Annotated in this window: 21 protein-coding genes, 1 other RNA gene and 1 pseudogene; 6 read left to right on the plus strand and 17 right to left on the minus strand. The window is 39.9% G+C overall.

Features of this window, described 5'->3' with window-relative positions; translation table 11 throughout:
• Nucleotides 1-11 precede the first annotated feature (11 nt).
• The 11 genes from jag to IYQ23_RS07755 form a co-directional block, all read right to left on the minus strand.
• Nucleotides 12-1,049, minus strand: coding sequence for an RNA-binding cell elongation regulator Jag/EloR (gene jag, locus IYQ23_RS07705; RefSeq protein WP_003026480.1), 1,038 nt, complete (start codon nucleotides 1,047-1,049; stop codon nucleotides 12-14).
• 12 nt (nucleotides 1,050-1,061) lie between these two features.
• Nucleotides 1,062-1,877, minus strand: a complete 816-nt coding sequence (locus IYQ23_RS07710; protein ID WP_144211049.1) for a YidC/Oxa1 family membrane protein insertase — start codon at nucleotides 1,875-1,877, stop codon at nucleotides 1,062-1,064.
• A complete protein-coding gene (gene rnpA / locus IYQ23_RS07715) occupies nucleotides 1,861-2,220 on the minus strand; it encodes a ribonuclease P protein component (protein ID WP_003026482.1) in 360 nt (119 codons plus the stop codon). Before rnpA ends, IYQ23_RS07710 begins: the two co-directional genes overlap by 17 nt.
• 245 nt (nucleotides 2,221-2,465) lie before the next feature.
• Nucleotides 2,466-3,977, minus strand: a complete 1,512-nt coding sequence (glpK, locus tag IYQ23_RS07720) for a glycerol kinase GlpK (protein ID WP_195674558.1) — start codon at nucleotides 3,975-3,977, stop codon at nucleotides 2,466-2,468.
• A 154-nt stretch (nucleotides 3,978-4,131) separates the two neighbouring features.
• Nucleotides 4,132-5,481 carry a glucose-6-phosphate isomerase gene (locus IYQ23_RS07725; RefSeq protein WP_003026484.1) on the minus strand — a complete coding sequence of 450 codons (1,350 nt, stop codon included), beginning with the start codon at nucleotides 5,479-5,481 and terminating at the stop codon, nucleotides 4,132-4,134.
• Between the two features lie 238 nt (nucleotides 5,482-5,719).
• Nucleotides 5,720-6,967 carry a transporter gene (locus IYQ23_RS07730; protein ID WP_195674559.1) on the minus strand — a complete coding sequence of 416 codons (1,248 nt, stop codon included), beginning with the start codon at nucleotides 6,965-6,967 and terminating at the stop codon, nucleotides 5,720-5,722.
• A 183-nt stretch (nucleotides 6,968-7,150) separates the two neighbouring features.
• A complete protein-coding gene (locus tag IYQ23_RS07735) occupies nucleotides 7,151-8,017 on the minus strand; it encodes an Rgg/GadR/MutR family transcriptional regulator (RefSeq protein WP_195674560.1) in 867 nt (288 codons plus the stop codon).
• Nucleotides 8,018-8,126: 109 nt separating this feature from the next.
• Nucleotides 8,127-8,224, minus strand: an RNA gene (gene ffs, locus IYQ23_RS07740) — signal recognition particle sRNA small type.
• 26 nt (nucleotides 8,225-8,250) lie between these two features.
• Nucleotides 8,251-8,793 carry a hypothetical protein gene (locus IYQ23_RS07745; RefSeq protein ID WP_195674561.1) on the minus strand — a complete coding sequence of 181 codons (543 nt, stop codon included), beginning with the start codon at nucleotides 8,791-8,793 and terminating at the stop codon, nucleotides 8,251-8,253.
• Nucleotides 8,790-9,257, minus strand: coding sequence for a tRNA adenosine(34) deaminase TadA (tadA, locus tag IYQ23_RS07750; RefSeq protein WP_022526016.1), 468 nt, complete (start codon nucleotides 9,255-9,257; stop codon nucleotides 8,790-8,792). Before tadA ends, IYQ23_RS07745 begins: the two co-directional genes overlap by 4 nt.
• Before the next feature lie 264 nt (nucleotides 9,258-9,521).
• A complete protein-coding gene (locus IYQ23_RS07755) occupies nucleotides 9,522-10,814 on the minus strand; it encodes an adenylosuccinate synthase (RefSeq protein ID WP_195674562.1) in 1,293 nt (430 codons plus the stop codon).
• A gap of 289 nt (nucleotides 10,815-11,103) precedes the next feature.
• Here IYQ23_RS07755 and gshAB point away from each other — a divergent pair, with 289 nt between their 5' ends.
• The gene (gene gshAB, locus IYQ23_RS07760) at nucleotides 11,104-13,356 is read left to right on the plus strand and encodes a bifunctional glutamate--cysteine ligase GshA/glutathione synthetase GshB (protein WP_195674563.1); all 2,253 of its coding nucleotides are present in this window, start codon (nucleotides 11,104-11,106) and stop codon (nucleotides 13,354-13,356) included.
• 96 nt (nucleotides 13,357-13,452) lie between these two features.
• Here the strand turns inward: gshAB and IYQ23_RS07765 are convergent, their stop codons facing one another.
• Both IYQ23_RS07765 and IYQ23_RS07770 read right to left on the minus strand, forming a co-directional pair.
• The gene (locus tag IYQ23_RS07765; protein WP_195674564.1) at nucleotides 13,453-14,010 is read right to left on the minus strand and encodes a GNAT family N-acetyltransferase; all 558 of its coding nucleotides are present in this window, start codon (nucleotides 14,008-14,010) and stop codon (nucleotides 13,453-13,455) included.
• A 122-nt stretch (nucleotides 14,011-14,132) separates the two neighbouring features.
• A pseudogene (locus IYQ23_RS07770) lies at nucleotides 14,133-14,384 on the minus strand (alcohol dehydrogenase); the annotation flags it as partial.
• 312 nt (nucleotides 14,385-14,696) lie between these two features.
• On the opposite strand from IYQ23_RS07770, the gene IYQ23_RS07775 reads away from it, so the two are divergent.
• The 4 genes from IYQ23_RS07775 (at nucleotide 14,697) to dusB (ending at nucleotide 18,855) form a co-directional block, all read left to right on the plus strand.
• Nucleotides 14,697-15,515, plus strand: coding sequence for a membrane protein (locus tag IYQ23_RS07775; protein ID WP_003026492.1), 819 nt, complete (start codon nucleotides 14,697-14,699; stop codon nucleotides 15,513-15,515).
• Nucleotides 15,516-15,532: 17 nt separating this feature from the next.
• A complete protein-coding gene (locus IYQ23_RS07780) occupies nucleotides 15,533-16,804 on the plus strand; it encodes a toxic anion resistance protein (RefSeq protein ID WP_195674565.1) in 1,272 nt (423 codons plus the stop codon).
• 220 nt (nucleotides 16,805-17,024) lie between these two features.
• Complete coding sequence (gene hslO / locus IYQ23_RS07785; protein ID WP_229311964.1) at nucleotides 17,025-17,897, plus strand: Hsp33 family molecular chaperone HslO; 873 nt, start codon at nucleotides 17,025-17,027, stop codon at nucleotides 17,895-17,897.
• Nucleotides 17,884-18,855: a tRNA dihydrouridine synthase DusB gene (gene dusB, locus IYQ23_RS07790; protein ID WP_195674566.1), complete on the plus strand. Its 972-nt coding sequence runs from the start codon at nucleotides 17,884-17,886 to the stop codon at nucleotides 18,853-18,855. The genes hslO and dusB overlap by 14 nt, the downstream gene beginning before the upstream one ends.
• Before the next feature lie 75 nt (nucleotides 18,856-18,930).
• On the opposite strand, the gene IYQ23_RS07795 is transcribed toward dusB, so the two are convergent.
• The 3 genes from IYQ23_RS07795 to IYQ23_RS07805 are packed head-to-tail and all read right to left on the minus strand — an operon-like array spanning nucleotide 18,931 to nucleotide 22,315.
• On the minus strand, nucleotides 18,931-19,374 hold the full coding sequence (locus IYQ23_RS07795) for a GNAT family N-acetyltransferase (protein ID WP_195674567.1): 444 nt from the start codon (nucleotides 19,372-19,374) through the stop codon (nucleotides 18,931-18,933).
• Between the two features lie 46 nt (nucleotides 19,375-19,420).
• Nucleotides 19,421-21,850, minus strand: a complete 2,430-nt coding sequence (locus IYQ23_RS07800) for an ATP-dependent Clp protease ATP-binding subunit (RefSeq protein WP_195674568.1) — start codon at nucleotides 21,848-21,850, stop codon at nucleotides 19,421-19,423.
• A 3-nt stretch (nucleotides 21,851-21,853) separates the two neighbouring features.
• Complete coding sequence (locus IYQ23_RS07805; protein WP_049506832.1) at nucleotides 21,854-22,315, minus strand: CtsR family transcriptional regulator; 462 nt, start codon at nucleotides 22,313-22,315, stop codon at nucleotides 21,854-21,856.
• A gap of 259 nt (nucleotides 22,316-22,574) precedes the next feature.
• Between IYQ23_RS07805 and IYQ23_RS07810 the strand changes: the two genes are divergently transcribed.
• The gene (locus IYQ23_RS07810; RefSeq protein WP_195674569.1) at nucleotides 22,575-22,925 is read left to right on the plus strand and encodes a hypothetical protein; all 351 of its coding nucleotides are present in this window, start codon (nucleotides 22,575-22,577) and stop codon (nucleotides 22,923-22,925) included.
• Nucleotides 22,926-23,308: 383 nt separating this feature from the next.
• Here the strand turns inward: IYQ23_RS07810 and IYQ23_RS07815 are convergent, their stop codons facing one another.
• Entirely contained in the window at nucleotides 23,309-23,452 is a 144-nt protein-coding gene (locus IYQ23_RS07815) for an LPXTG cell wall anchor domain-containing protein (protein ID WP_324253125.1), read from the minus strand.
• Between the last annotated feature and the right edge of the window lie 29 nt (nucleotides 23,453-23,481).

A 23,481-nucleotide genomic window follows, 5' to 3' on the forward strand; every position in this document is an offset into this window, starting at 1 on the left:
TCCTTAGTTTATTATTCACTGTCAATATCCACAACAACATAACGGTTTGGTTCGTCACCCTCTGAATAGCTGGTAAGCCCGTCCATTTTAGAAATAATTCGGTGAATAATTTTCCGCTCATTGTTAGACATAGGGTCGGTTTTTTGACTATGTTGGTATTCCAACACACGATCAGCTAGCTTCTGAGCGTAGCTTTGTAGAACTTCTGCTCGATGTTCTACATAATCATTGACATTGATAGAAATGTAAAAACTCTTAGAATAGCGATTATAAAGATAATTCTGTGCCAACAATTGAAGAGCTTTCAGCACTTTTCCGTGATAGCCAATAATGCGACCAGGCTCATTGGTATCAATCTGCATATTGATTGTCCGACGATTATGAGCACTTGCAATGCTAGCTTCAACATCCATTTCGTCCACGATGTTTTGCACATAGCCCGTCACACTCGCAACAACTTCTTCAACATCATAATTTTCTTCCACTTGAATGCCCAAATCTTCAAAATCAGCCGGCTCTTCAGCTATCGGTTGGACTTCCGAGCGCTTTTCTACAGCCTGGTCAAAAGAAATAATCTTGTCAGTTGTCTTTTCTTCTTGAGCGACCGATTTTTGAAAATTTACGATGTCACTATCTTTCAATAAGTCAATTGTGCCTGTTTCTTCAAGAATCGTGCTGGCTTCTTTTTCGTGCTTCAAAATTTCAGCTTTGACATCATCTGAGATTTCTTTGCCTTCTCCTTCGATTTTTTTAATGGCTGCAACAACATGTCCTAAGTCAACAGTTGCTTCACTCACGCTTTTAACGGGCTCATTTTGAGCGTTGATTGCTTCCGGAACACCTTTGACAGCTTTTTGGTTAGCTTTTACTACAGTTGTTTCGTTAATAGGTTCCACATCAACTTGGGCTAATTTCTTGCCAAATAATCCCAAAAATCCTTTTTTCTCACGAGAAATCACTTTGATATGTGCTTTCATCCGTGGAATATCTAACTCGCGCAAGCCATTTTGAATGGCTTCTTCAACACTCGCTCCTGTAAATAATACCATACAAGTGCCTCCTTACTTTTTCTTTTTTTGTGCTTTACGATAAGCACGTTTTTTCTTTTCTTCCCGTTCCCGCTCAGCAGTCGCTTTTGCTTCTCTTTCTGCAATGATTTTATACGGATTGCTTAGTAAAAGCGTTTGGAACACCTGATACGCATACGATGTGCTCCAATATAAAGCAACCCCACTCGCTACGCTCATAGCAAAGAAGAAAACAAACAGCGGCATGATAAACATCATTCCTGTCATCAAACCATTGCGTTCCGCCATTCCTTTATTGCTCAACCAAGTACTCAAAAAGGTGAAAACAGCTGCTAAAACCGGCAAAATATAATAAGGGTCTGTCGCACCCAGATTCAGCCAGAGAAAATGCCCTACTTTGAGAAATTCAACACGCGTCAAAGCATGATACAAGGCAATCAACACAGGCATTTGAATGAGCAAAGGCCAAAATGATGCCGACGGTTTTACTCCTAATTCCTTATACAGCTTTTGAGTTTCTTCAGCTAAACGACTGCGACTTTCCATGTCGCGTCCCGGATATTTTGCCTGCAATTCTTTCACTAACGGCTGGGCTTCCTGCATTTTCCGAGAAGCATTGATCTGCAATTGGAAAACTGGCAGAAGAACCGTTCGAATAATTAAAGTGAAGAGGATAATCCCAATCCCCGTACTTCCGTTAAAGGAGAGAAACCGAATCGTTACGGCGAAGAAATACACAAATCTTTCCCATAAATCTGGCGAACTCGCTGTGACCTCACTCGTTCCACATGCAGTTAAAATGAGCAAAGCCAGAACTAAAAGCCCCGCCAACTTACTTTTCTTTTTCACAACTCAAACCTTCCTGATAAATTTTTGCTATTTTTAGTACATGAAGTAAATTTTGTTCCAATTCTTGATAGGTCAGAAATTCTACACCTTTTCGTGCAATGACAACAAAATCAAGCGTCGCTAGCTCTGCTTGATGAGCTATCAAAACGTGTCGAATACGGCGCTTAATCTTGTTGCGCATTACTGCATTTCCCAGTTTTTTACTGACAGATATTCCTACTCGAAAGTGTTTTTGCTTCTTTTCTAATGTATAAATGACGAATTTTCTGTTGGCAAAACTTTGCCCACTTTTGAAAATCGCATTAAAATCTTTCTCGCTCTTGACGCGATAGCTTTTCTTCAAAACTCAACTCCATCTACCAAAATTATATCTATTATACCATAATTTTCAAAAAAACCAATAAGAGCAGGCATATTCACCATTTTACTCTATCCAACTGATACAAAACGCATGTAATTCACTCTTAGTCTGTTAAAGGAATCGTAAAGCCAAAAAAGAGCGACTAAGATTGGCCCCTAATCGCCCTTTTCCATTTGCTACGAAATGATTACATGCATTCATCAATCTGAACAATGCTGGGTTTTTAACTATTTTTTAGATTCTTTTGCGAAAAACTGTGTTGTGGCAACTGCTGCTTTCCAGCCTTTGTACAATTTTTGCCGCTCTAGTTCTGGCATAGTTGGACAGAATATTTCCCCGACCGCATTTAATGTTTTCAACTCCTCCATGTCTTTCCAATAACCAACCGCAAGTCCTGCTAGAAAAGCTGCTCCAAGAGCCGTTGTTTCCAAATTTGCCGCACGCGCTAACTCAATTCCCAGAATATCTGCTTGAAACTGCATGAGGAAATCATTCATGGCAGCACCACCATCTACCTTCAGGACTTGGATAGCTGTACCTGTGTCCATTTGCATCGTATCAATGATATCGCGCACTTGATAAGCAATGGATTGCAGAGTTGCTTTGATAAAATCTTCTTTACTCGTTCCACGTGTCAAGCCAAAAATAGAACCTCTTGCTTCTGGATCCCAATAAGGAGCTCCAAGTCCCGTAAAAGCTGGAACAACATACACTTCATTTTCATTGGTGGAATTTTTTGCATATTGCTCAGATTCAGGTGAGCTAGCAATCATACGAAGGCCGTCACGAAGCCACTGAATGGCACTACCTGCAATAAAAATCGAACCTTCCAAAGCATAAGTCACTTTGCCATTTATCCCATAACCAATGGTTGTCAAAAGATTATTTTTGGATAAATTGCACTCCTGACCAGTATTCATAATGATGAAAGAGCCTGTCCCATAAGTATTCTTCACCATTCCCGGCTCAAATGCTAATTGCCCAAAGAGAGCTGCCTGCTGATCGCCCGCCATTCCTGCAATTGGTACCTCTCCACCATAAAAATGATAAGGTGCTGTTTTACCGTAAATTTCTGAATTCGAGCGAACTTCTGGCAACATCGCTTTAGGAATGTTGAGTAAGGACAAAATCTCATCATCCCATTGGAGCTCTTTGATATTGTATAGCATGGTCCGCGCTGCATTTGAATAATCAGTCACATGAGCTGCACCATCCGTTAATTTCCAGACTAACCAGGTATCAATCGTACCAAAGAGCAATTCTCCTCGCTCTGCACGTTCCTGCGCTCCCTCTACCTGATCTAAAATCCAGCGTACCTTGGTCGCAGAGAAATAAGCATCTATGATCAAACCTGTTTTTTGATGAAAGAAATCTACATATCCATCTTGCTTGAGCTTTTCTGCTAAAGGAGCTGTTTGCCGAGACTGCCAGACAATGGCATTGTAAATGGGCAAGCCCGTTTCTTTATCCCACACAACCGTTGTCTCCCGTTGATTGGTAATGCCGATTGCTTCAATCTCTGTGGGCTTGATGCCACTTTCAATAAAAGCATTTGCAATGACCGACTGCACAGAATTCCAAATCTCATTTGCATTGTGCTCAACCCAGCCCGCCTGTGGAAAAATCTGAGTAAACTCTTTTTGACTCGTGGCAACCTTCTCACCCTTTTTATTGAAAATAATCGCCCGCGAGCTGGTTGTCCCTTGGTCAATCGCCATAATATAGGTTTCTTGTGACATAAAACGCCTCCATTGTATGTTCTGCTTTTATTATACACAATAAAGCGCTTTCTTTCTATTCTTTTCTCCTGTTTTTTGTGAAAATTTCACTTAAACTCTGTTTCAAGCATATAAAAAACGACTTCTTTCTAGAAGCCGTTCCGTTGTTTACACATTACAAACGAGCGTTCAATTCTTTGCTCAATTCTTCAAATCCTGGTTTTCCAAGAAGAGCAAACATATTTTTCTTGTAAGCTTCTACACCTGGTTGGTCAAATGGGTTAATCGCATTCAAGTAGCCAGAAATAGCGATAGCCAACTCAAAGAAGTAAATAGTATAGCCAAGAGTAAAGGCATCTTGCTCAGGAAGTGTTACATACATATTTGGCACATCACCGTCAGTATGAGCCAGAAGTACACCGTCTGTCGCTTTCTTGTTAACAAAGTCAACATCTTTTCCTTGAAGATAGCCAAGTCCGTCCAAGTCTTCTGCCAATTCAGGAATCGTTACGTTTTTGCGTGGTTTGTCCACACGGACAACTGTTTCAAACATAATACGCGCACCTTCTTGGATAAATTGTCCAAGAGAGTGAAGATCTGTCGAGAAGTTAGCAGATGTTGGATAAATACCTTTTTGGTCTTTTCCTTCTGACTCACCAGCTAATTGTTTCCACCATTCTGAGAAGTATTGCAGAGATGGTTCGTAGTTAACCAAAATTTCAGTCGCATAGCCTTTGCGATAAAGGATGTTACGAAGAGCTGCGTACTGATAAGCTTCGTTTTCTGCAATCTTGTCTGAAGTGTAGTCCTTACGAGCAGCATTAGCACCTTCCATAAGGGCTTTGATGTCTGCGCCTGATGCTGCAATTGGTAGAAGTCCTACTGCTGTCAATACAGAGAAACGTCCGCCAATGTCATCTGGCACCACAAATGTTTCCCAACCATTGGCATCTGCTTCCACCTTAACTGCACCTTTTTGGCGGTCAGTTGTCGCATAGATACGTTTGTTAGCTTCAGCTTCACCATATTTTTTAATCAAAAGTTCTTTGAAGACGCGGAAAGCAATAGCAGGTTCTGTCGTTGTCCCTGATTTAGAAATCACATTAACTGAGAAATCTTTATCTGAAACGTATTCTACCAAGTCTGCAAGGTAAGTAGATGAAATAGAATTTCCAGCATAAAGGATTTGTGGAGCTTTGCGTTCTTCTTTGGTTTGCAAGTTTGCAAAATGATTGCTCAAGAAATCAATCGCTGCTTTTGCTCCAAGGTATGACCCACCAATCCCAATCACGACCAAAACATCGCTGTCTGATTTGATTTGTTCTGCCGCTTTCAAAATGCGAGCGAATTCTTCTTTGTCATAGTTTTCTGGAAGGTCAAGCCAGCCACGGAAGTCACTTCCTGCACCAGTTCCTTTGCGCAACAGTTCATCTGCCGCAGAAACTTGTGTTTGCATGTAATCTACTTCATGCGGTGCAACAAATTTTCCAAGCACGTTTGAGTAATTAAACTGAATATGTGTCATTATAGTCCTCCAATTTTTCTTCTCTACTATGATACCGCTTTACTACTTTTTTATCAAGCAATTTTCTTGAATAAAACGTTTCCAAATTGTTTTTTTATAATTAACTTTCAAAAATCGCAATCTCATACCAACCTTTAAAGCAATCGTTTGCGTAAATCAAAAAATAATCACCCACAGAATACTTCTAAAATAAAAAATAGAGGAAAATAAATAGTAGCCTAATCTTAGGTTCTAGAGTTTAACTAATGTTTCCTTTTTTGAGTCGATTATTTTGCAGAGACAGCAAAAGTGCCAACAGTGAAAAGACAACAAAAATAAACCAGCACAAGTAGATATTGTAGGCAGAGAGAACTGAAAAGAGGACCGTTCCCAATGGCAGAGAAAAGGTAAATAATAATCCGAGAAAGTTATTGCTTTGAGCCAAGACATCAGACGGTAGATTTGCCATTAACATAGCATCTAGTTTAGGCGTGGATTTCCCCATTATGTAAGCAGAAAAAGCTAAAATAAGAATCCCAATGATGGATGGCAATCCTACTAAGTTGCTAATGCCAACTAATCCAAATGAAGAACTATTCATTATGAGCAGAAATGAGAATGATTTTTTTGAAAAATAATCGTGAGGTGTTAAACTTCCTAAAATGGCGCCAACTAACAAAACAACTTCTACGATCAAAAGAGATTGTGCATAAGTAAGATGAGAAATGGTATGTTTTAGAAAATAAAAATTGTAAATACTGTTAATAGCTCCTCCCATCATATTCAAAGTTAAAATCGCAAGTAACAAGTGAATGAATGAAGCATTTTCGGATTCTTGAAAAATCAACTCCATATTTTGATAAAGCATTTTAAATTGCGTAAAAAGAGAAATTTTTTCAGGAGTTGCTACCACAGCTTCATGGGTTAATTGACGACGCTTGTGCAAAAGCACTAAAGAAGAGGCTAGAAATGACAACGCATTGATTATGGCAACTAGTGCAAAATTATTGTCTGAAGTTGCGAGCAACCAGACCCCTACTGTTTGTCCAGTAATGCTGCATAAATAAGTGATAAATTGCGTAAAGGAATAGGCTTCAAATAAATCATCTTTTTCTAAATTCTTTTGCAAAATCGGCATTCTTAACCCACCAGCATAGTCACTTAACATATCTGTTAGCACATTCAAAAAACAGATAATTGCAAAAATAAGAAATGTCTTATTAGAAATCAGAAAAGTTACCCCTGTAAATAGAAGTGCCTGAACAAAGCCGATAAAAATCATGAAATCGCCTTTTCTACCTGTCCTATCGGCTTGTACTCCTATCCAAAATGTGAAAAGTGTAGGAATAATTGTAATGATATTTGCAATAAACACAGCTGTATTGGCATAAGGCAAACTAGCAGCATAAATCACAAACACAATATTGTATAAATAAGACCCCATTAGGTTAAGCATCCGAGAGAGCGTAATACTTCTATATAATGCATTTGAGAAGAATAATTTCATATCAAGTTTCCTTTCAAACTTTTGTTGCACTAAGTATAACTTGAAAAGCGACTTCCAAAACAAAATTGTCATATATTCAACTCCGTTTTTGAGCAAAAAAAATAAGGAAAGCAGTCTATTTTTTTATTCCATAGACTCATTTCCTCACTTTAAATTTTTTTGCAAAAAAGTTCCGATTGTCATTTATTCACATTCTTTTAACCAGTCAGACATATTTTTAGAGTAATAATCAGCACTCTGCTTGCAACCTATAATTTCAAGGGTTGATATAGCATTTTTCATTTTTGTAAGACCTTCATCTCTCTTTCCCAAAATATAATCATGCTGTCCATCTGCAAATAAATAGACAATTCTCAAGTATGCATCGTTTTCATCAAAAAATTTTTCTTTGATTTTTTTATCAAAATAAGCAGCTTTTGTTAAACTTTTTTCTGCAATGGATTTAAACAAACCATTTAAAAGAATCGTGTAAATATAGTTTTTGTTCTTCTGTAAATCTCCTAAATAATCAACCTTTTGAAGCATTTCTCGAACATATCGAAAGTAAAGATCAAGAGGGAGCAAGGCGGCAATATCTGAAAACAGGTGTAATTCATACTCTCCCCAAATTTCAACAGAAAATAAATAATCATATAAAAAATTCAACTCAATCTCTGTTGCTTGAATGGTTTCATCCAAGAAAAACATGTGACCTTTGATAACAATCGCATTTAGGATATACTTTTCTTCCTGTTCAGACTGATATTGAGTCATTTCATTGTGGTACATTTCCCATAATGTATTCATATCCTTCTTTTCTTGAGCTTGCCACAGTTTATTTTTTAACAAAGTATAGGAAGTGGGCTGGAAGCCACGCACCAAATAGACAAATTCTTCTAATTCTGTTCTAATATTCTCTAGACCAATTAACAGTTTTGAAGCCGAAATATCTGACGTCCCATTTTCAAATTTACTAAGCATGGAGTAGGAAAATTCTTCTCCTGTTGCCGCCTTAAGAGAGATGTGCCGACCTGTTCGCAATTCTCTAAAAATTTCACCCATGTAATACATATGTCTTTCCTTTTCTGAAAAATGATATTGATTCACTATTAAACATTATTTTTTGAAGAAGTTTTTCAACCTTTTAACACACTCTTTAGTAATGGCTCTCGTTAATATTCTTCTTACATAAAAAGAGCACACAATTCACACTCGCTTAGGGCTGCTGGATTCCTCCCCTGACCCGCTTCACGCAGAATTGTTGCTCCGATAAGTATTATACCATAAATTTGTTTTTGTGCCAATTAAGATTTTCCTTTTTTCCAAAAAGAAAGGAAAAATAAGCAGATGAATAAACCTAGAATCGCTGGTACAACAATCGTTAAACCAGCTCTACCACTATCTAGATAGGACCAGAGCATTTTCAAAAAGGCCGTGATAATTAACAGTAATGTCAACAATTTCCAACTATGGAGCCAAGTTGCTCTAATCAGAAGTAGAAAGAAACTAATTACCAAAAAAGCAAACAAAACTTTTTTGAGATTCCAATCTGCCTGCAAGAAATCTTGCTCGTAAGCTAGAAACTCTTTTACCAAAGGAGAGGTCGTCTTTGGCACCCAAAACCAAATCATACTGGTAAAGAGAGCAAAGATACTAGCAGAAATGCCAAGAAGGCTCTTTCGATAAGAGAAATAGATAATCGGTAAAATGAGAATCGGACGAATATACCAAGATAGCTGGTTTTGATGACGTGTAAAAGCCCAAGCTTGAAATTCTAAATTGCCTATCAGCAACCCAATAAACAGCAAAGTTAAAAGAAAGAGCAAAGCACTTAGCCAACGTTTCATTTTTGTCTCCTCTTCCTAAAAAAATCTTGCATCATCTGAGCACATTCTGCTTCCAAAATCCCACTTTCAAGCTCAACTCGGTGATTCAGTCGTTCATCCGTTAGAATATCATAAAGGCTGCCAGCTGCGCCAAATTTTTGATTCTTTGCACCATAGATAACCTGTGGAATGCGAGCCAGACCAATGGCGCCACTGCACATAACACAAGGCTCAATGGTAACAAAAAGAGTGGTGTCTAGCAGTCGCCAGCTTTTTTCATAAGCATTTGCCTTTTCAATCGCCATCACCTCAGCGTGCATCACAGCTCGCTGCAGCTCCTCACGCGCATTGTGCCCGCGCCCAATAATTTCTCCGTTCTTGACAATGACACAACCAATCGGGATTTCATCATGGTCAAGTGCAATTTCTGCTTCTTTCAAAGCTTCCCGCATAAATTTTTCTTTTTCTTCGCGCGTATATTCCATTTCTCATCTCTTCTTCAGTTCATTTTCATTCTGCTTTCCATTATATCATAAGACAAAGAGAAAGAAAAAAAGCCACTTTACAGTGACTTTCAGGAGATTATTATGAAAAAGTTTAGGATTTCTATCAAATAAAGTTAGGAGGTCTTCATCTGATGATTTTAGTATAACCCAGCTGGCTTAAAATTAACTTAAGAGAGAATCATTATTTAAACTTTTTTATTGCGTCAATAAAAAGCGAGTCGAAACCCGCTTTGTCTGCTTCTATTACAAACTTGACCAAACACTTTCCAAGATATTGGTTTGCTCGCGACCTGGTCCAACAGAGAAAGTGGAAATGCGGACACCGACAAGTTCACTCACACGGCGGACGTAGTTGCGGGCATTTTCTGGCAACTCTTCTAAACTGCGAACACCTGTAATGTCTTCTGACCAACCTGGTAATTCTTCATAGATTGGTTTGCAGCGTTTGAGTTGCTCTAAACTAGCCGGGTAATGGTCAATACGTTCTCCGTCTAGGTCGTAAGCTACACAGATTTTAACCGTATCCAGTCCCGTCAAAACATCAATGGAATTGAGAGAAAGGTTGGTAATCCCAGACACACGGCGACTGTGACGCATAACAACTGAATCAAACCAACCAACACGACGAGGACGCCCTGTAGTCGTTCCATATTCATGCCCGACTTCACGAATGTGGTTGCCTACTTCATCAAACAGTTCTGTCGGGAATGGCCCGTCACCAACACGACTGGTATAGGCTTTACAAACCCCAACAACCTTGTCAATTTTGCTTGGACCCACACCGGAACCAATCGTCACACCACCTGCAACAGGATTAGAAGAGGTAACAAATGGATAAGTGCCCTGGTCAATATCTAGCATAACTCCCTGCGCTCCTTCAAAAAGGACACGTTTACCTTGATCGAGAGCATCGTTCAAGATAACCGACGTATCGGTCACGTATTGTTTAATCTGCTGACCGTATGCGTAGTATTCTTCAAAAATATCGTCAAATTGGATAGCTGTGCTGTCGTAGAGTTTTTCAAAGAGACGATTTTTTTCAGCTAAGTTGCGCTCCAAACGTTCTCTGAAAATATCTTTATCCAACAAATCCGCAATGCGGATTCCCACGCGAGCTGCTTTATCCATATAAGCAGGACCAATTCCCTTAATAGTCGTCCCGATTTTGTGATCACCTTTGGCTTCTTCCTGTAAGCGATCTAACTCGATATGATAAGGAAGGATAACATGGGCTCGATCTGAAATCCGAAGATTATCTGTCGTGACACCCTCCTCGTGCAAATAAGCCAATTCCTTTACAAGAGACTTGGGATTGACTACCATTCCGTTTCCGATAACAGAGATTTTTTCTGGGAAGAAAATACCGGATGGAATCAAGTGCAATTTATACTTTTTACCGTCAATTACAATGGTATGTCCGGCATTGTCTCCGCCTTGATAACGGGCAATAACTTCGGCATTAGCTGAAAGGAAATCTGTAATCTTTCCTTTTCCTTCATCTCCCCACTGGGTTCCTACAACTACAACTGATGTCATAATTTTGTCTGAGCTAAGCGCTCGTCCTTTCTTGTCTACATGGCAGGAGTTTCACCCGCAATTATGTCTTACACTTTATTATAAGAAAAATTCCTTCTTTTTTCAAGATAAGACTATCGCAGTTGTTTGCAAATGACGAAGTTTGAGTCCCCCTCTTTTGGAAAATTCTTATCCTATCTAAAATAGAATCGTTTTCTTTTAAAAAAGGTTCGGAAAACGTAGTAGAAATTTGTTTTCTGAGCATTTTTATAATAGACTAAAAGTATTAGAAAATAAACAGGTATTTCCCATGAACATCAATCACTTATTCGAAAAATTAGCAGCAGATACACCTATTTTACAAGCTACTTTTGGGTTGGAAAGGGAGGGCTTGCGCATCAATCAAAACGGAAAATTAGCTCAAACTCCTCATCCCCAAGCATTTGGCAACCGCAATTTTCACCCGACGATTCAGACCGATTTTAGTGAGCAGCAATTAGAACTCATCACCCCGATTGCAACTTCTACAAAAGAAGCAAGGCGTTTTCTCACTGCTATTACCGATGTAGCTGGACGCACCATCCAAAAAAATGAAGCAATCTGGCCACTCTCTATGCCCCCAAAATTATCGCCAGCAGAAATTCAAATCGCTCATTTAGAAAACGATTTTGAGCGTCATTATCGAGAAAGTTTAGCAAAAAAATATGGAAAAACGCTACAAGCTATCTCAGGCATTCACTACAATGTGGAATTGGGAGCCGACTTGATCCAAGCTCTTTTCAAGGTCAGTGATTACCCAAATATTCGGCTTTTTAAAAATGACCTCTATCTCAAATTGGCTCGAAACTTTTTACGGTTCCGCTGGTTTCTGACCTATTTATACGGGGCAGCACCAATTGCTGAAGAAGGGTTTTTGACGAGAAAGATTTCTCAGCCTGTACGCTCTATCCGCAACAGTGATTTAGGATATGTAAACGATAAAAAGATTCACATTTCCTATGCTTCACTAGAGTCTTATGTAAGCGATATAGAGAAATACGTAGCACAAGGCGATTTAATTGCCGAGAAAGAATGCTACACACCCGTCCGCTTCCGTGGGCAAAAAGAAAATCGGCATTACCTAGAAAAAGGAATTACCTATTTGGAATTCCGCTGTTTTGACCTCAATCCTTTTGAAGTGCTAGGAATCAGCCAAGAGACCATGGACACGGTTCATCTCTTTTTGCTTGCCTTGCTCTGGCTAGATGATATAGCATACCCTGATGAGATCCTAGAGCAAGCTCATGCTCTAAATGAAAAAATAGCTCTCAGCCACCCTCTGACTCCTTTGCCTGTTGAAGCTGACAGCGATTTGCTCCTTGAAGCTATGCAAGCTGTCATTCACCAATTCGGATTAAGCTCCTATTATCAAGACCTGTTTCATCATGTAAAAACTGCAGTTGCGGACCCCAGTCTGACCCTTTCCGCTCAGCTCTTGCCTTATCTTCGAAACCAGTCTTTAGAAGCCTTTGGTTTAGAAAAAGCCAAAGAATACCACAACTACGCTTGGCATGCACATTATGCGCTAAAAGGCTATGAAAATATGGAACTCTCCACTCAAATGCTCCTCTTTGACGCTATTCAAAAAGGGGTGCAAGTAGAAATCTTGGACGAAAGTGACCAGTTTTTAAAGCTTCAACATAAAGATCATATCGAGTATGTCAAAAATGGCAATATGACCTCAAAGGACAACTATATCGTGCCTCTTGCGATGGCAAATAAGACAGTAACTAAGAAAATTTTATCTGCTGCTGGCTTTCCTGTTCCTGCTGGAGCCGAATTTTCCACTCTGGAAGAAGGAATAGCTTACTATCCCTTTATCAAAAATAAGCCGATTGTTGTCAAACCCAAATCCACCAACTTCGGGTTAGGAATTTCTATTTTTCAGGAACCAGCCAGCAGAAACAGTTACCAAAAAGCATTGGAAATTGCCTTTTCAGAGGACAGCTCTATCCTTGTTGAGGAATTTATCGCAGGAACCGAATACCGTTTCTTTGTCCTAGACGGAAAATGTGAGGCAGTGCTTCTGCGCTTAGCAGCCAATGTTGTAGGAGACGGTCAGCATACTATTCGAGAATTGGTAGCTTTTAAAAATACCAATCCCCTACGAGGGCGCGACCATCGCTCTCCACTGGAAATGATTGAGCTTGGTGAGATTGAGCTACTCATGCTAGCCCAGCAAGGTTATAAAGCAGATGATGTCCTACCGCAAGGAATTCAAGTTTTTCTTCGCCGTAATTCTAATATTTCTACTGGTGGAGACTCAGTAGATGTGACTGAAACCATGCACACCTCCTATAAGGAACTAGCAGCAGAAATGGCAGCTGCTATGGGAGCTTGGGTCTGTGGCGTGGATTTAATTATCCCAGATAGCACACTTCCAGCCAGCAAAAATGAGCCCCACTGCACCTGCATTGAGCTGAATTTCAATCCATCCATGTATATGCACACTTATTGCGCAGAAGGTCCCGGTCAAAGCATTACACCTAAAATTTTGGCTAAACTTTTCCCAGAAATCCATTAAATACTAAATACACTGTAAAACGAGCTGAAAACAACAGCTCGTTTTTTTATGTATAACTTTCAATGAAAAATAGAAATATCTGCTAGAATTTCTCAGCTACTCCCAGTCTCTTCCATGACCATGCTTGATTTCAAATTCAAAATAACCGTCTTCTTGGATTTTTTTGAAAATATCACGGTAGGCTTCTTCATCAAAAAACGGTCCTTTATAAAGAATTTCAAAGCTTAAACCGTCGTATTCTAAGTAGGCATGCGAAGAGCGAAAGCCGTTTCGCTGGTAGAAATCCATACGAGCTTTTCGCTGTTCCAGATTATCACAAGGCTCGTCAAGGCGTTCTACCTCTAAAACCATTGTCCTTTGGTAAAAATCCACCAATTTATCAATAATTTTGCCACCATAACCGTGGCTGCGTAAATGAGGCATGATCGCAAAAAAGCTAACATAAAAGGCTTTGTCATTGTAGACTGAAAAGGCAAAACCGACAAATTCATTCTCATCATAAAAGGCAAAGAAATGAGAAAATTCTCCATCTCCATAGCGTAGCAACTCCGATAACGGTGCACGTTCTTCCTCAGGAAAAGCTTCCGTGTTGAGTCGTTCCACTTTTTCTAAATCTGGAAATTCAGCTGTAATAATCTGACTAGTTAAAGACATGACTTTCTCCCTTTTTAACTGCTTTTCTTTTATTTTATCAAAAATGAAGGTATTTGAGAACTATTGAACTAACATTCACAATCATAAAAGAGGCCGGATTATACCAACCTCTTTCAGAACTCTTAATTCATCACAATCATGGCTTTAATCGTTTTTCTGTCAGCCATATCTTTGTAGGCTTGGTCAATATCTTCCAATTTGTAAGATTGAGTGAAAACTTTACCAGGATTGATTTGACCGTCTAGAACTGCTTTTAACAAGACTTCTTTATCATAAATTGTACAAGAAGCAGGTCCACCAGCCATTGCCAAGTTGACCATCCAGTAGTCACCGATATTGATGTCTCCTGTATGTGGCACTCCGACGCGTCCGACAAATAGCATCTAGACGCGCAACCTCTCTTACCTCCATTTTTCCTGGTTCTACAAAAACTGCTGCTTTCATCTTATTGTTCCTTTCTCTATTAAAAAGATGATGCTCCACATTCATCAAAAAGATAAAATATTTACACTTTTATTATATACCTTGGAGTGCACTCGAAGTCAAGAAATTTTTGAAAAATCTTAGCAGCCCATGATTATTTTCAGCCAAACTTTTTATTAAAAATATTGTTCAGTTCCGTCTTTGATGCTTTTTTATGCTAAAATAGACTTAGAAATTTCAGAAGAAACGGGATTATAGAATTTATGTCCAGAAGAGATTATAGAAATGTACGTTCTAGAAGATGGATTGGTATACTGCTTATTTTTATCGCAGTCGGTATTATTATGCAGTACCTCATCCCAATCCTCTTTGCTGTCGGTATAGGCTACGGAATTTACTACTATGCAACCCATCAGCCGAAAAAAATCACAGGACCTAGCGCCAGTCAGCAAATTGAAGATTTGAAAGAGGAAATCGGTGCCGCAGATAGTCGAATCAAACAATTAGATGCTTATCTGGAAGAAAAGGCTTATGAAAAATACCAACAGTTAGCTGAACAACTCTTGCCTCAATTAAGCTATATCCAAGGTCGGACTGATACCTTGAAAAAACATATCTCACCTGAGATTTACCAGCGGATTCAACGGAAAGTGCGAGACGTAACAGCAGACATTCATGCTCAACTTTACAACCTCCGCACGCAAGATGCTGAGAGTACAAAGTCAAGCCTTGAAGAATTAGCACCAGAATTGCTCGAAACCATTCACAATATCCAAACCGACCATGAAGCTATTCTCAAGAAAATTTCTCAGTCAGAAAGCAACAACAAGGAAGAATTAACTGCGATCCATCAATCTCAAATGGAGCATTATGAGGATATTTTAGAAGGCTACCTAAAAATCAAGGCTTCCCCGAAAGATTTTTACAATGCCAAGGAACGGCTCTCCAGTGCCAAAGCGGCTATTGAGCAGTTTGATTTAGACTTGGATGAAACACTCCGTCAGCTCAACGAAGCTGATTTACGAGATTTTGACATCAGCTTGCGGATTTTAACTAAAAAAGAGACGAACACAGAACTATAACATCAAAAGGAGACCTTATGAGCCAAGAATTTAACTTCGACATTGACAAAATCGCTAACAATGCCATTACGAAAACGGATAAAACCACCGAAATCATTGAATCAACCAGAACTCAAGCAAATGGGCAGTTAACTTTTTTGGAGAAATTAACTCCTGAACAACAAAATGCTATCATGGCAAAAGCCCCTCAGTTGGTAGATAACTTTATTTCCGACCAAAATGCTCTTTTAGATTTTGGACAAGCCGCGGTCGAAGATGTTAATAACACTGTCAACCGTATTTTAGCCGAGCAAAAGAAACTTCAAATCCCACAAGTCGATGAATTGCTAAAAAACACTAATAAAGAGTTAAATGGTTTTGTTGCTAAGTACAAGGATGCTCAAATTGCAGAACTAGATAAAAAACCAAATTTCTTAGAAAAACTCTTTAAACAAAGCAAGAATACCTTGCAAGAGTTCTATTTTGATTCACAAAATATCGAGCAAAAAATGGACGGAATGGCTGCTACTGTCGTCAAGCAAGAAGATGTACTCGCACGCAATATCGTTTCTGCCGAAATGTTAATTGAAGACAACACCAAATCCATTGAAAATCTAGTCGGTGTCATTTCCTTTATCGAAGCCAGTCAAAGAGAAGCCAGTGCGCGTGCCTTGACTCTTCAAAATAAAGTGGCACAATTAGATACTGCCACTCTAGATTACCAAACCAAATCACAAGAATTGGCTCGCTTGACTGAAGTTGTCAATACATTGGAACAGCAACACACTGAATACATCAGCCGTCTGTATGTTGCTTGGGCCACTACCCCGCAAATGCGTAATCTCGTGAAGGTATCTTCTGATATGCGCCAAAAGCTCGGCATGCTTCGTCGCAATACCATTCCGACCATGAAGCTCTCTATTGCTCAACTAGGTATTTTGCAACAATCAATGAAATCTGGTCAGGTAGCGGACGCTATTTCTAATGCCAACAATGCAGCGCTTCAAATGCTGGCTGAAACCAGCAAAGAAGTCATTCCACAAATGGAGAGAATCTCGCAAAATCCAACAATTGCAGTCGAATCTGTCACTAAGTTGGCTGAAAGCTTAGTCGCTCAAAACCAAGGTATTATCGAAGCCATTGACAAAGGACGGGAAAAACGCGCTCTCCTTGAAGCGACCGTTATCCAATCCGCTGAAACCATTAACGACTCTGTTAAACTACGCGACCAAAAGATTATCCAAGCTTTGCTAGATCAGGGAAAAGAAACTCAAAAAGAAGTGGATGAACGGACTACAAACGAAAACTAATGGACTGGAACAAGAGTTTAGGACAAAAGTTTCCTAAATTCTTATAATATACTATTTTTTCACCGAAACGAAATAGGTGCTTGGTTGTTGTCATTCCTTGCTATGCAAAGAATGACAACAACCTCGTCAACTATGCGGGGTGGAACAACAAAATCAATTTCTTACGAAATACCGATTTTTGTCCCGCTCCCTTTTCTTTTTTTATGTTACAATAAAAGGTATGGACAAGATTATTAAAACTATTTCAGAAAACGGAGCTTTCCGAGCTTATGTACTGGGCAGTACTGAAACCGTTCGGACAGCTCAAGAAAAACATCACACTCAGGCCAGCTCAACTGTAGCACTAGGTCGCACGCTCATTGCCAGTCAAATTCTTGCAGCAAACGAAAAAGGAGATACAAAAATCACCGTCAAAGTGCTGGGAACAAGCTCTCTCGGTGCTATTATCACCGTTGCAGATACAAAAGGTACGGTCAAAGGTTATGTACAAAATCCCGGCGTAGACATTAAAAAAACCGCGACTGGCGAAGTGCTGGTCGGACCATTCGTTGGAAATGGCGAATTCCTTGTCATTACAGACTATGGAACTGGAAATCCTTATCATTCTATGACACCACTTGTATCCGGTGAGATTGGCGAAGATTTGGCATTCTATCTAACAGAAAGCCAGCAGACTCCGTCAGCTGTCGGGTTAAATGTTCTACTAGATGCCAATGACAAGGTCAAGGTTGCTGGTGGTTTCCTCTTGCAAGTCCTTCCTGGTGCCAAAGAAGAAGAAATCGCTCGCTTTGAAAAGCGAATCCAAGAAATGCCTGCTATTTCAACACTTTTAGAATCCGAAAACCATATTGAAGCCCTGCTTTCAGCTATCTACGGCAACGAACCTTACAAACGATTGTCAGAAGAAGAACTCCGCTTCCAATGTGATTGCAGCAAAGATCGGTTTTTAAATGCCCTCTCAAGCCTACCTAAGTCAGATCTTGAAGAAATGCGAGATGAAGACCACGGTGCTGAAATCACTTGCCAATTCTGCCAAAGCACATATCATTTTGACGAAAAAGACTTGGAGGAACTCATTCGTGACAAATCTTAACACCTCTTTTCTGATTGGCAATGTGAAAATTCCCAACCGAACGGTTCTCGCTCCTATGGCAGGTGTGACCAATTCGGCTTTTCGGACGATTGCAAAAGAGCTTGGCGCAGGACTTGTCGTCATGGAAATGGTTTCAGACAAGGGCATTCAGTACAATAACGAAAAGACACTTCACATGCTGCATATTGATGAAGGAGAACATCCCGTTTCCATTCAGTTGTTTGGGAGTGACGAAGATAGTTTGGCACGTGCAGCCGAGTTTATCCAAGAAAATACCCAAACAGATATTGTGGACATCAATATGGGCTGTCCCGTCAATAAAATTGTTAAAAACGAAGCTGGGGCAAAATGGCTCAAAGATCCAGAAAAAATCTATTCTATTATCAATAAAGTTCGTTCTGTTCTAGATATTCCGTTGACTGTGAAAATGCGCACTGGTTGGTCGGACGCCTCACTAGCTGTGGAAAATGCACTGGCAGCTGAAGCTGCTGGTGTGTCAGCTCTTGCTATGCACGGACGCACACGCGAACAAATGTACACTGGGCATGCCGATCTTGAAACTCTCCACCATGTTGCGCAAGCCTTAACCAAGATTCCTTTCATTGCCAATGGCGATATTCGCACCGTTCAAGATGCCAAACAACGCATAGAAGAAGTCGGTGCTGACGCTGTCATGATTGGGCGCGCTGCTATGGGCAATCCTTACCTCTTCCAACAAATCAACCATTATTTTGAAACGGGAGAAATCTTGCCCGACCTCAGCTTTGAGGATAAAATGCACATTGCTTACGATCATTTGAAGCGCTTGATTGACCTTAAAGGAGAGCATATCGCCGTTCGAGAATTTCGCGGTTTAGCTCCTCATTACCTCCGCGGAACTGCTGGCGCGGCCAAACTCCGCGGTGCCATTTCCCAAGCCAACAGCCTTGCGGAAATTGAAGAGTTGCTGCAAGTCTAAACACCAAAAAAAAGACACCAATCATCTGGAAAATTATTCCCAAATGGTTGGTGCTTTTTATTTAAAGAGTAATTTCTACCAGGTATCTATCCGAGTCATTTCAGTCCTTGCTTGATTGCGGTAAATGAGATCTTCTCGAACAGAGAAACCTAATTTTTCCCAAAAACGATTTCCTTCTGTATTCCTTTTGAATACGACCAAAGCGACCTTGTGAATTTTTAACTCATCTGAGACAGTTAAAACTGTCTCAACCAACTGCCGAGCAATCCCTCTCCTACGGTAATTCGGATGAACAGCTGTATGGTAGATATAGGCTCTTCGTCCGTCCGAACCAACTAAAATCGCTCCGATAATCGTTTGATTTTCTACTGCCACCAGACAAGTTTGAGGATTTCTCTGCAAAAACCGAGCAATTCCCTCTTTTGAATCATCTAAATCATTCAATCCCATGCCTGCACATGATAACCACAATTGATAAACCTGATCATAATCCGTTTCTGTCATTTCACGAATGTTCATATTAAAATACCTTATCTATTCCCAGATGAATGCTTCGTATAAAAACTCAGAGCACTTCAAACTTCAGCTGTCCAGCTTTGACACCGACTTTCAAACTTTGTCCCATCTGTAACTCACCAGCTAAAAGTAATTCGGATAAATGATCTTCTACCTGAGTTTGTAGAGTTCTGCGCAGTGGACGAGCTCCCATTTCAGGGTCATAACCCTCTTGAGCCAGAAGTTTCAAAGCACTAGGTTGGAATTTCAGCTCAATTCCTTTTTCAGCGAGACTGACAATGAGTGGCTTCACCATAATTTTTACCACTTCTTGCATGTCTTCGCTAGTCAGGCTATGGAAAACAACCTTTTCATCAATCCGATTGATAAATTCCGGACGATAACTTTTCTTGAGTTCTTCCATCATCCGTTTTTCCATGCTTTCATGATCAAAGCGGGCATCACGCGCTCCAAAACCGACCGTCTTATCATCCCGCAAACTTGTCGCACCAAGATTGCTGGTCATAATAATAATGGTATTGGAAAAATCTACCTTGCGCCCCTTGCTGTCTGTCAGCACCCCGTCATCTAAGACTTGGAGAAGCACATTGAAAATATCAGGATGTGCTTTTTCTACCTCATCAAAGAGGAGTACAGAGTATGGACGATTGCGAACTTTTTCAGTTAATTCGCCCCCTTCTTCATAACCAACATAACCTGGAGGCGCTCCATTAAGGCGACTGGCAGCAAATTTTTCCATGTATTCACTCATATCAAAACGAATCAGTGCCGTTTCGTCATCAAAGAGAACTTCTGCCAAAGCCTTAGCCAGCTCAGTTTTTCCGACCCCGGTTGGCCCTAAGAACATAAAGGAGCCAATTGGACGCTTGCTAGTGCGGATACCGGATTGATTGCGCCGAATCGCTCGACTAATAGCAGAAATTGCTTCATTTTGCCCAATGACCCGCTTGTGCAACTCCTTTTCTAAATGGAGGTATTTCTTCGCATCTGTTTGCGTCAACTTTTGCACAGGAATTCCCGATAAACCGCTGAGTGTTGCCAAAATATCCTCATCTTTAACCTTTAGTTTGTAGACAATTGGCTGACTTTCTTTCTCCAACAAAGTGCCAACCTTTTTCCAATCGCCTGCCATTAAAGCCTCGTCTGCTGCACTCAATTCTGTTTTTACATGATTTTGCGGACCTTTATTTTGTACCGTTGCGGCAGCTTCATCTAGCAAATCAATCGCCGAGTCAGGTAGATGTTTACTTGTTAGATAACGATGAGCATACTTAACCGCTGTCTCAATCGCTGAATCTGTAATCACCACTTTGTGGTGTTCTTCATAACTTTTCTTGAGCCCCTGTAAAATCGCAATACTATCGGCTACCGTCGGCTCTTCAATAGTAATTTTGGCAAATCGCCGTGAAAGAGCTGCGTCCTTTTCAATATATTTCTGGTACTCTTCTTGTGTCGTTGCGCCGACCGTTCTGAGCGTCCCCCTAGCCAAAGCTGGCTTGAGAATGTTCGCTGCATCTAATGTCGAATCAATCCCACTGCCAGAACCCATAATAGTATGAAGCTCATCAATAAAGAGAATCACATGCCCGTCTGCTTCAATATCATTGATAATATTGTTCATCCGCTCTTCAAAATCACCGCGAAAACGAGTCCCAGCTACCACATTCATCAAATCCAGCTCCAGAACTCTCATCTTTGCAAGCTCATTTGGAACCTGACCAGCAGCCACACGCTGCGCCAAACCAAGGGCCAGTGCTGTTTTCCCAACTCCTGCATCTCCAACCAACACTGGATTATTTTTCGTCTTGCGACTTAAAATCTGAAGCATACGAGAAATCTCTTTATCACGTCCGACAACCGGTTCTAAAAGACCAGCACGAGCCATTTCGGTTAAATCACGGGTATAATCTTCTAGTCCGCCACTGGTAGAAGGAGGCATCCCCATCATATTAGCCATCGTTTGTTTCGCTGCAGCAATATTTTTATTTAAGTGGCGAATAGCCTTTATATCTTCTTTACCCCAGCTAGCCTTATGCTCTAAGTTTTTCCGAAGATCGGTCATACGTAAAACGCCTTCTTTATCCTCATAGCTAAAGCCTGTAAATTCAAGGAAACGTGCCGCCAAACTTCCTCGGTCAAACAGCATAGCTAACAACACATGCTCTGTCCCAAGATTCTTAGCATGCACAGCCTCTGCAATTCGCTCAGCTGTTAAAAACAACACTTTCATACGATGAGAAAATGGCCAAATGGTAAAGCTTCCCTCTTGTTGATAAATCTTTCCTGTGATATGAAAGGCTGCTTTCTCAAAATCATCAATTTCAAGCGGATAATCATTTAAAACAGAACCCGCAACACTATAAGGATTATTCGCCATGGCAATCAACAAATGCCAAGACTCCAAATAATCTGTTTCAAAATGGCTTGCTAGCAGTTGCGCCGACTCAATACTTTCTGTCAAAGCTTTTGAATATTTCATATATTAGTTTTTCCCTTTTCTATCAACTTGTTGTAAAATTTTCTTTAACATCCGCGCACGAATCTGTGCAGCATTTACTCCCAATACCCTGTCTGTTGTCGTCGCTAAAAGAAGATTCCCTTCTCGTTCTGTCATGATTTTTTCATCAAACAATAGCTGAATGATATCTGTAAAGACCTGTTGACTAATCTGCTCGCCAACGCTATGCAGCAAATCACAAAGCAGCTCATGATGATTGGAAAACTCAATCCGACCAATCCGAATGTAGCCGCCTCCACCACGCTTGCTTTCAACAACATAGCCACGACTTTCCGTAAAACGTGTCTTGATGACATAATTTATCTGACTTGGAACAACCTGAAAAACATCCGCAATTTCACTGCGCTTCAACTCTGCAATCCCAGCTTGAGCTAAAATTGCTTTGATATATTCCTCAATACTGTCTGACGTATTCTTATGGCTCATGACAACTCTTTCTTCCAGTTCTTTCTTTTGCTCCATAAATGAGCAACTGACATTGACTATCTTTGACTAATATTATACCGAAAATCTCTTATTTTTGAAAGAAAAAGACCTAAATGAAAAACTGAAAAGTCTGATTATTCAAGCAAGTGAAAAAGCTTATAGAATAGGAATAATTCGAGTGTAAACGCTTGCCTTTTAATTTTAAAGCGTTATAATATAGATGAAAATTTGACGATAATAATAAAAGGAGGCCAAATGAATGAAAATGGATTGGTTCAAATATACACGTCATGTACTGGTTTGGTTGGTTTCAACTTTATTCTTTTTTACAATTATTTCTGCTGACTATGTGGATGTCCAAGTCGTCCCGTTAGTCATCTGCTTATTTGCTCCATTTTTATTTGAACCGTCTTCAATAAACCCTAAAACAAAATGGACAATTGATTTAGCTATCATTACTGTAAGTGTCTGTGCTATTCTCTTTACACAAACATATCGAATCGCTTTTACCTACTCCGAAATTACCTATCTACTAATTTCTTTAATCGTTTTAATCTTTGTAGACTCTGTGATTTCTCACAAGGGATTCACGAAACGAATTGTAAAATAATAGCAAATGAGACTAGAAAAGGTTAGAGAACAGACTTAGTTCTCTAACCTTTTTACTTATTTTAAACTCTAGATAGTGGATTAACTGGTTTAGTTTTGTCCAAGTTCAGCAGCCATTGTAGCAGCTACTTCTGATTCAAAATCATTGGCAGCTTTTTCAATACCGTCACCCACTTCAATTGACAAAGAACCCTTAAAAGAGTTTGGGACAAAAAGATTTCAATTTTTAAAAATCTTAATTATTAAGCCCTTCAAATCTATAATTAAATGCGAAAAGCGAACAAAGCAGAATTCTGATTACCAGAAAACTAGTTTTGTTCGCTTTTTATATTTGAGGTCGGACTTTTATCCCAGCCTCTTTACTCGATCTATCTGATGATAGAATTACGCCTTCTTCTTTAACAAGTAAGCAGCTCCACTTAAGGTGAATAGACCTGCAAGTAATGCAAAGAATGAATTTTGACTACCTGTTGAAGGGAGAATTTTCTTCTTCGACTTCTCTGGTGTACTTGGTGGGGTTTGTGGAATTTGTGGCTTCTCTGGTGTATGACGATTCG

This window comes from Streptococcus sp. HF-100 (assembly GCF_015594635.1).
Lineage (GTDB): Bacteria > Bacillota > Bacilli > Lactobacillales > Streptococcaceae > Streptococcus > Streptococcus vaginalis.

Coding starts and splice junctions, on each gene's coding strand:
- IYQ23_RS07735 (WP_195674560.1), bottom strand. CDS start 8,017: ATGTATTACATGGGTGAAATTTTTAGAGAATTGCGAACAGGTCGGCAC.
- gshAB (WP_195674563.1), top strand. CDS start 11,104: ATGAACATCAATCACTTATTCGAAAAATTAGCAGCAGATACACCTATT.
- IYQ23_RS07745 (WP_195674561.1), bottom strand. CDS start 8,793: ATGAAACGTTGGCTAAGTGCTTTGCTCTTTCTTTTAACTTTGCTGTTT.
- IYQ23_RS07800 (WP_195674568.1), bottom strand. CDS start 21,850: ATGAAATATTCAAAAGCTTTGACAGAAAGTATTGAGTCGGCGCAACTG.
- IYQ23_RS07810 (WP_195674569.1), top strand. CDS start 22,575: ATGAAAATGGATTGGTTCAAATATACACGTCATGTACTGGTTTGGTTG.
- IYQ23_RS07755 (WP_195674562.1), bottom strand. CDS start 10,814: ATGACATCAGTTGTAGTTGTAGGAACCCAGTGGGGAGATGAAGGAAAA.
- IYQ23_RS07730 (WP_195674559.1), bottom strand. CDS start 6,967: ATGAAATTATTCTTCTCAAATGCATTATATAGAAGTATTACGCTCTCT.
- tadA (WP_022526016.1), bottom strand. CDS start 9,257: ATGGAATATACGCGCGAAGAAAAAGAAAAATTTATGCGGGAAGCTTTG.
- IYQ23_RS07795 (WP_195674567.1), bottom strand. CDS start 19,374: ATGAACATTCGTGAAATGACAGAAACGGATTATGATCAGGTTTATCAA.
- hslO (WP_229311964.1), top strand. CDS start 17,025: ATGGACAAGATTATTAAAACTATTTCAGAAAACGGAGCTTTCCGAGCT.
- IYQ23_RS07775 (WP_003026492.1), top strand. CDS start 14,697: ATGTCCAGAAGAGATTATAGAAATGTACGTTCTAGAAGATGGATTGGT.
- IYQ23_RS07765 (WP_195674564.1), bottom strand. CDS start 14,010: ATGTCTTTAACTAGTCAGATTATTACAGCTGAATTTCCAGATTTAGAA.
- IYQ23_RS07780 (WP_195674565.1), top strand. CDS start 15,533: ATGAGCCAAGAATTTAACTTCGACATTGACAAAATCGCTAACAATGCC.
- IYQ23_RS07805 (WP_049506832.1), bottom strand. CDS start 22,315: ATGAGCCATAAGAATACGTCAGACAGTATTGAGGAATATATCAAAGCA.
- jag (WP_003026480.1), bottom strand. CDS start 1,049: ATGGTATTATTTACAGGAGCGAGTGTTGAAGAAGCCATTCAAAATGGC.
- glpK (WP_195674558.1), bottom strand. CDS start 3,977: ATGTCACAAGAAACCTATATTATGGCGATTGACCAAGGGACAACCAGC.
- IYQ23_RS07725 (WP_003026484.1), bottom strand. CDS start 5,481: ATGACACATATTCAGTTTAATTACTCAAACGTGCTTGGAAAATTTGTT.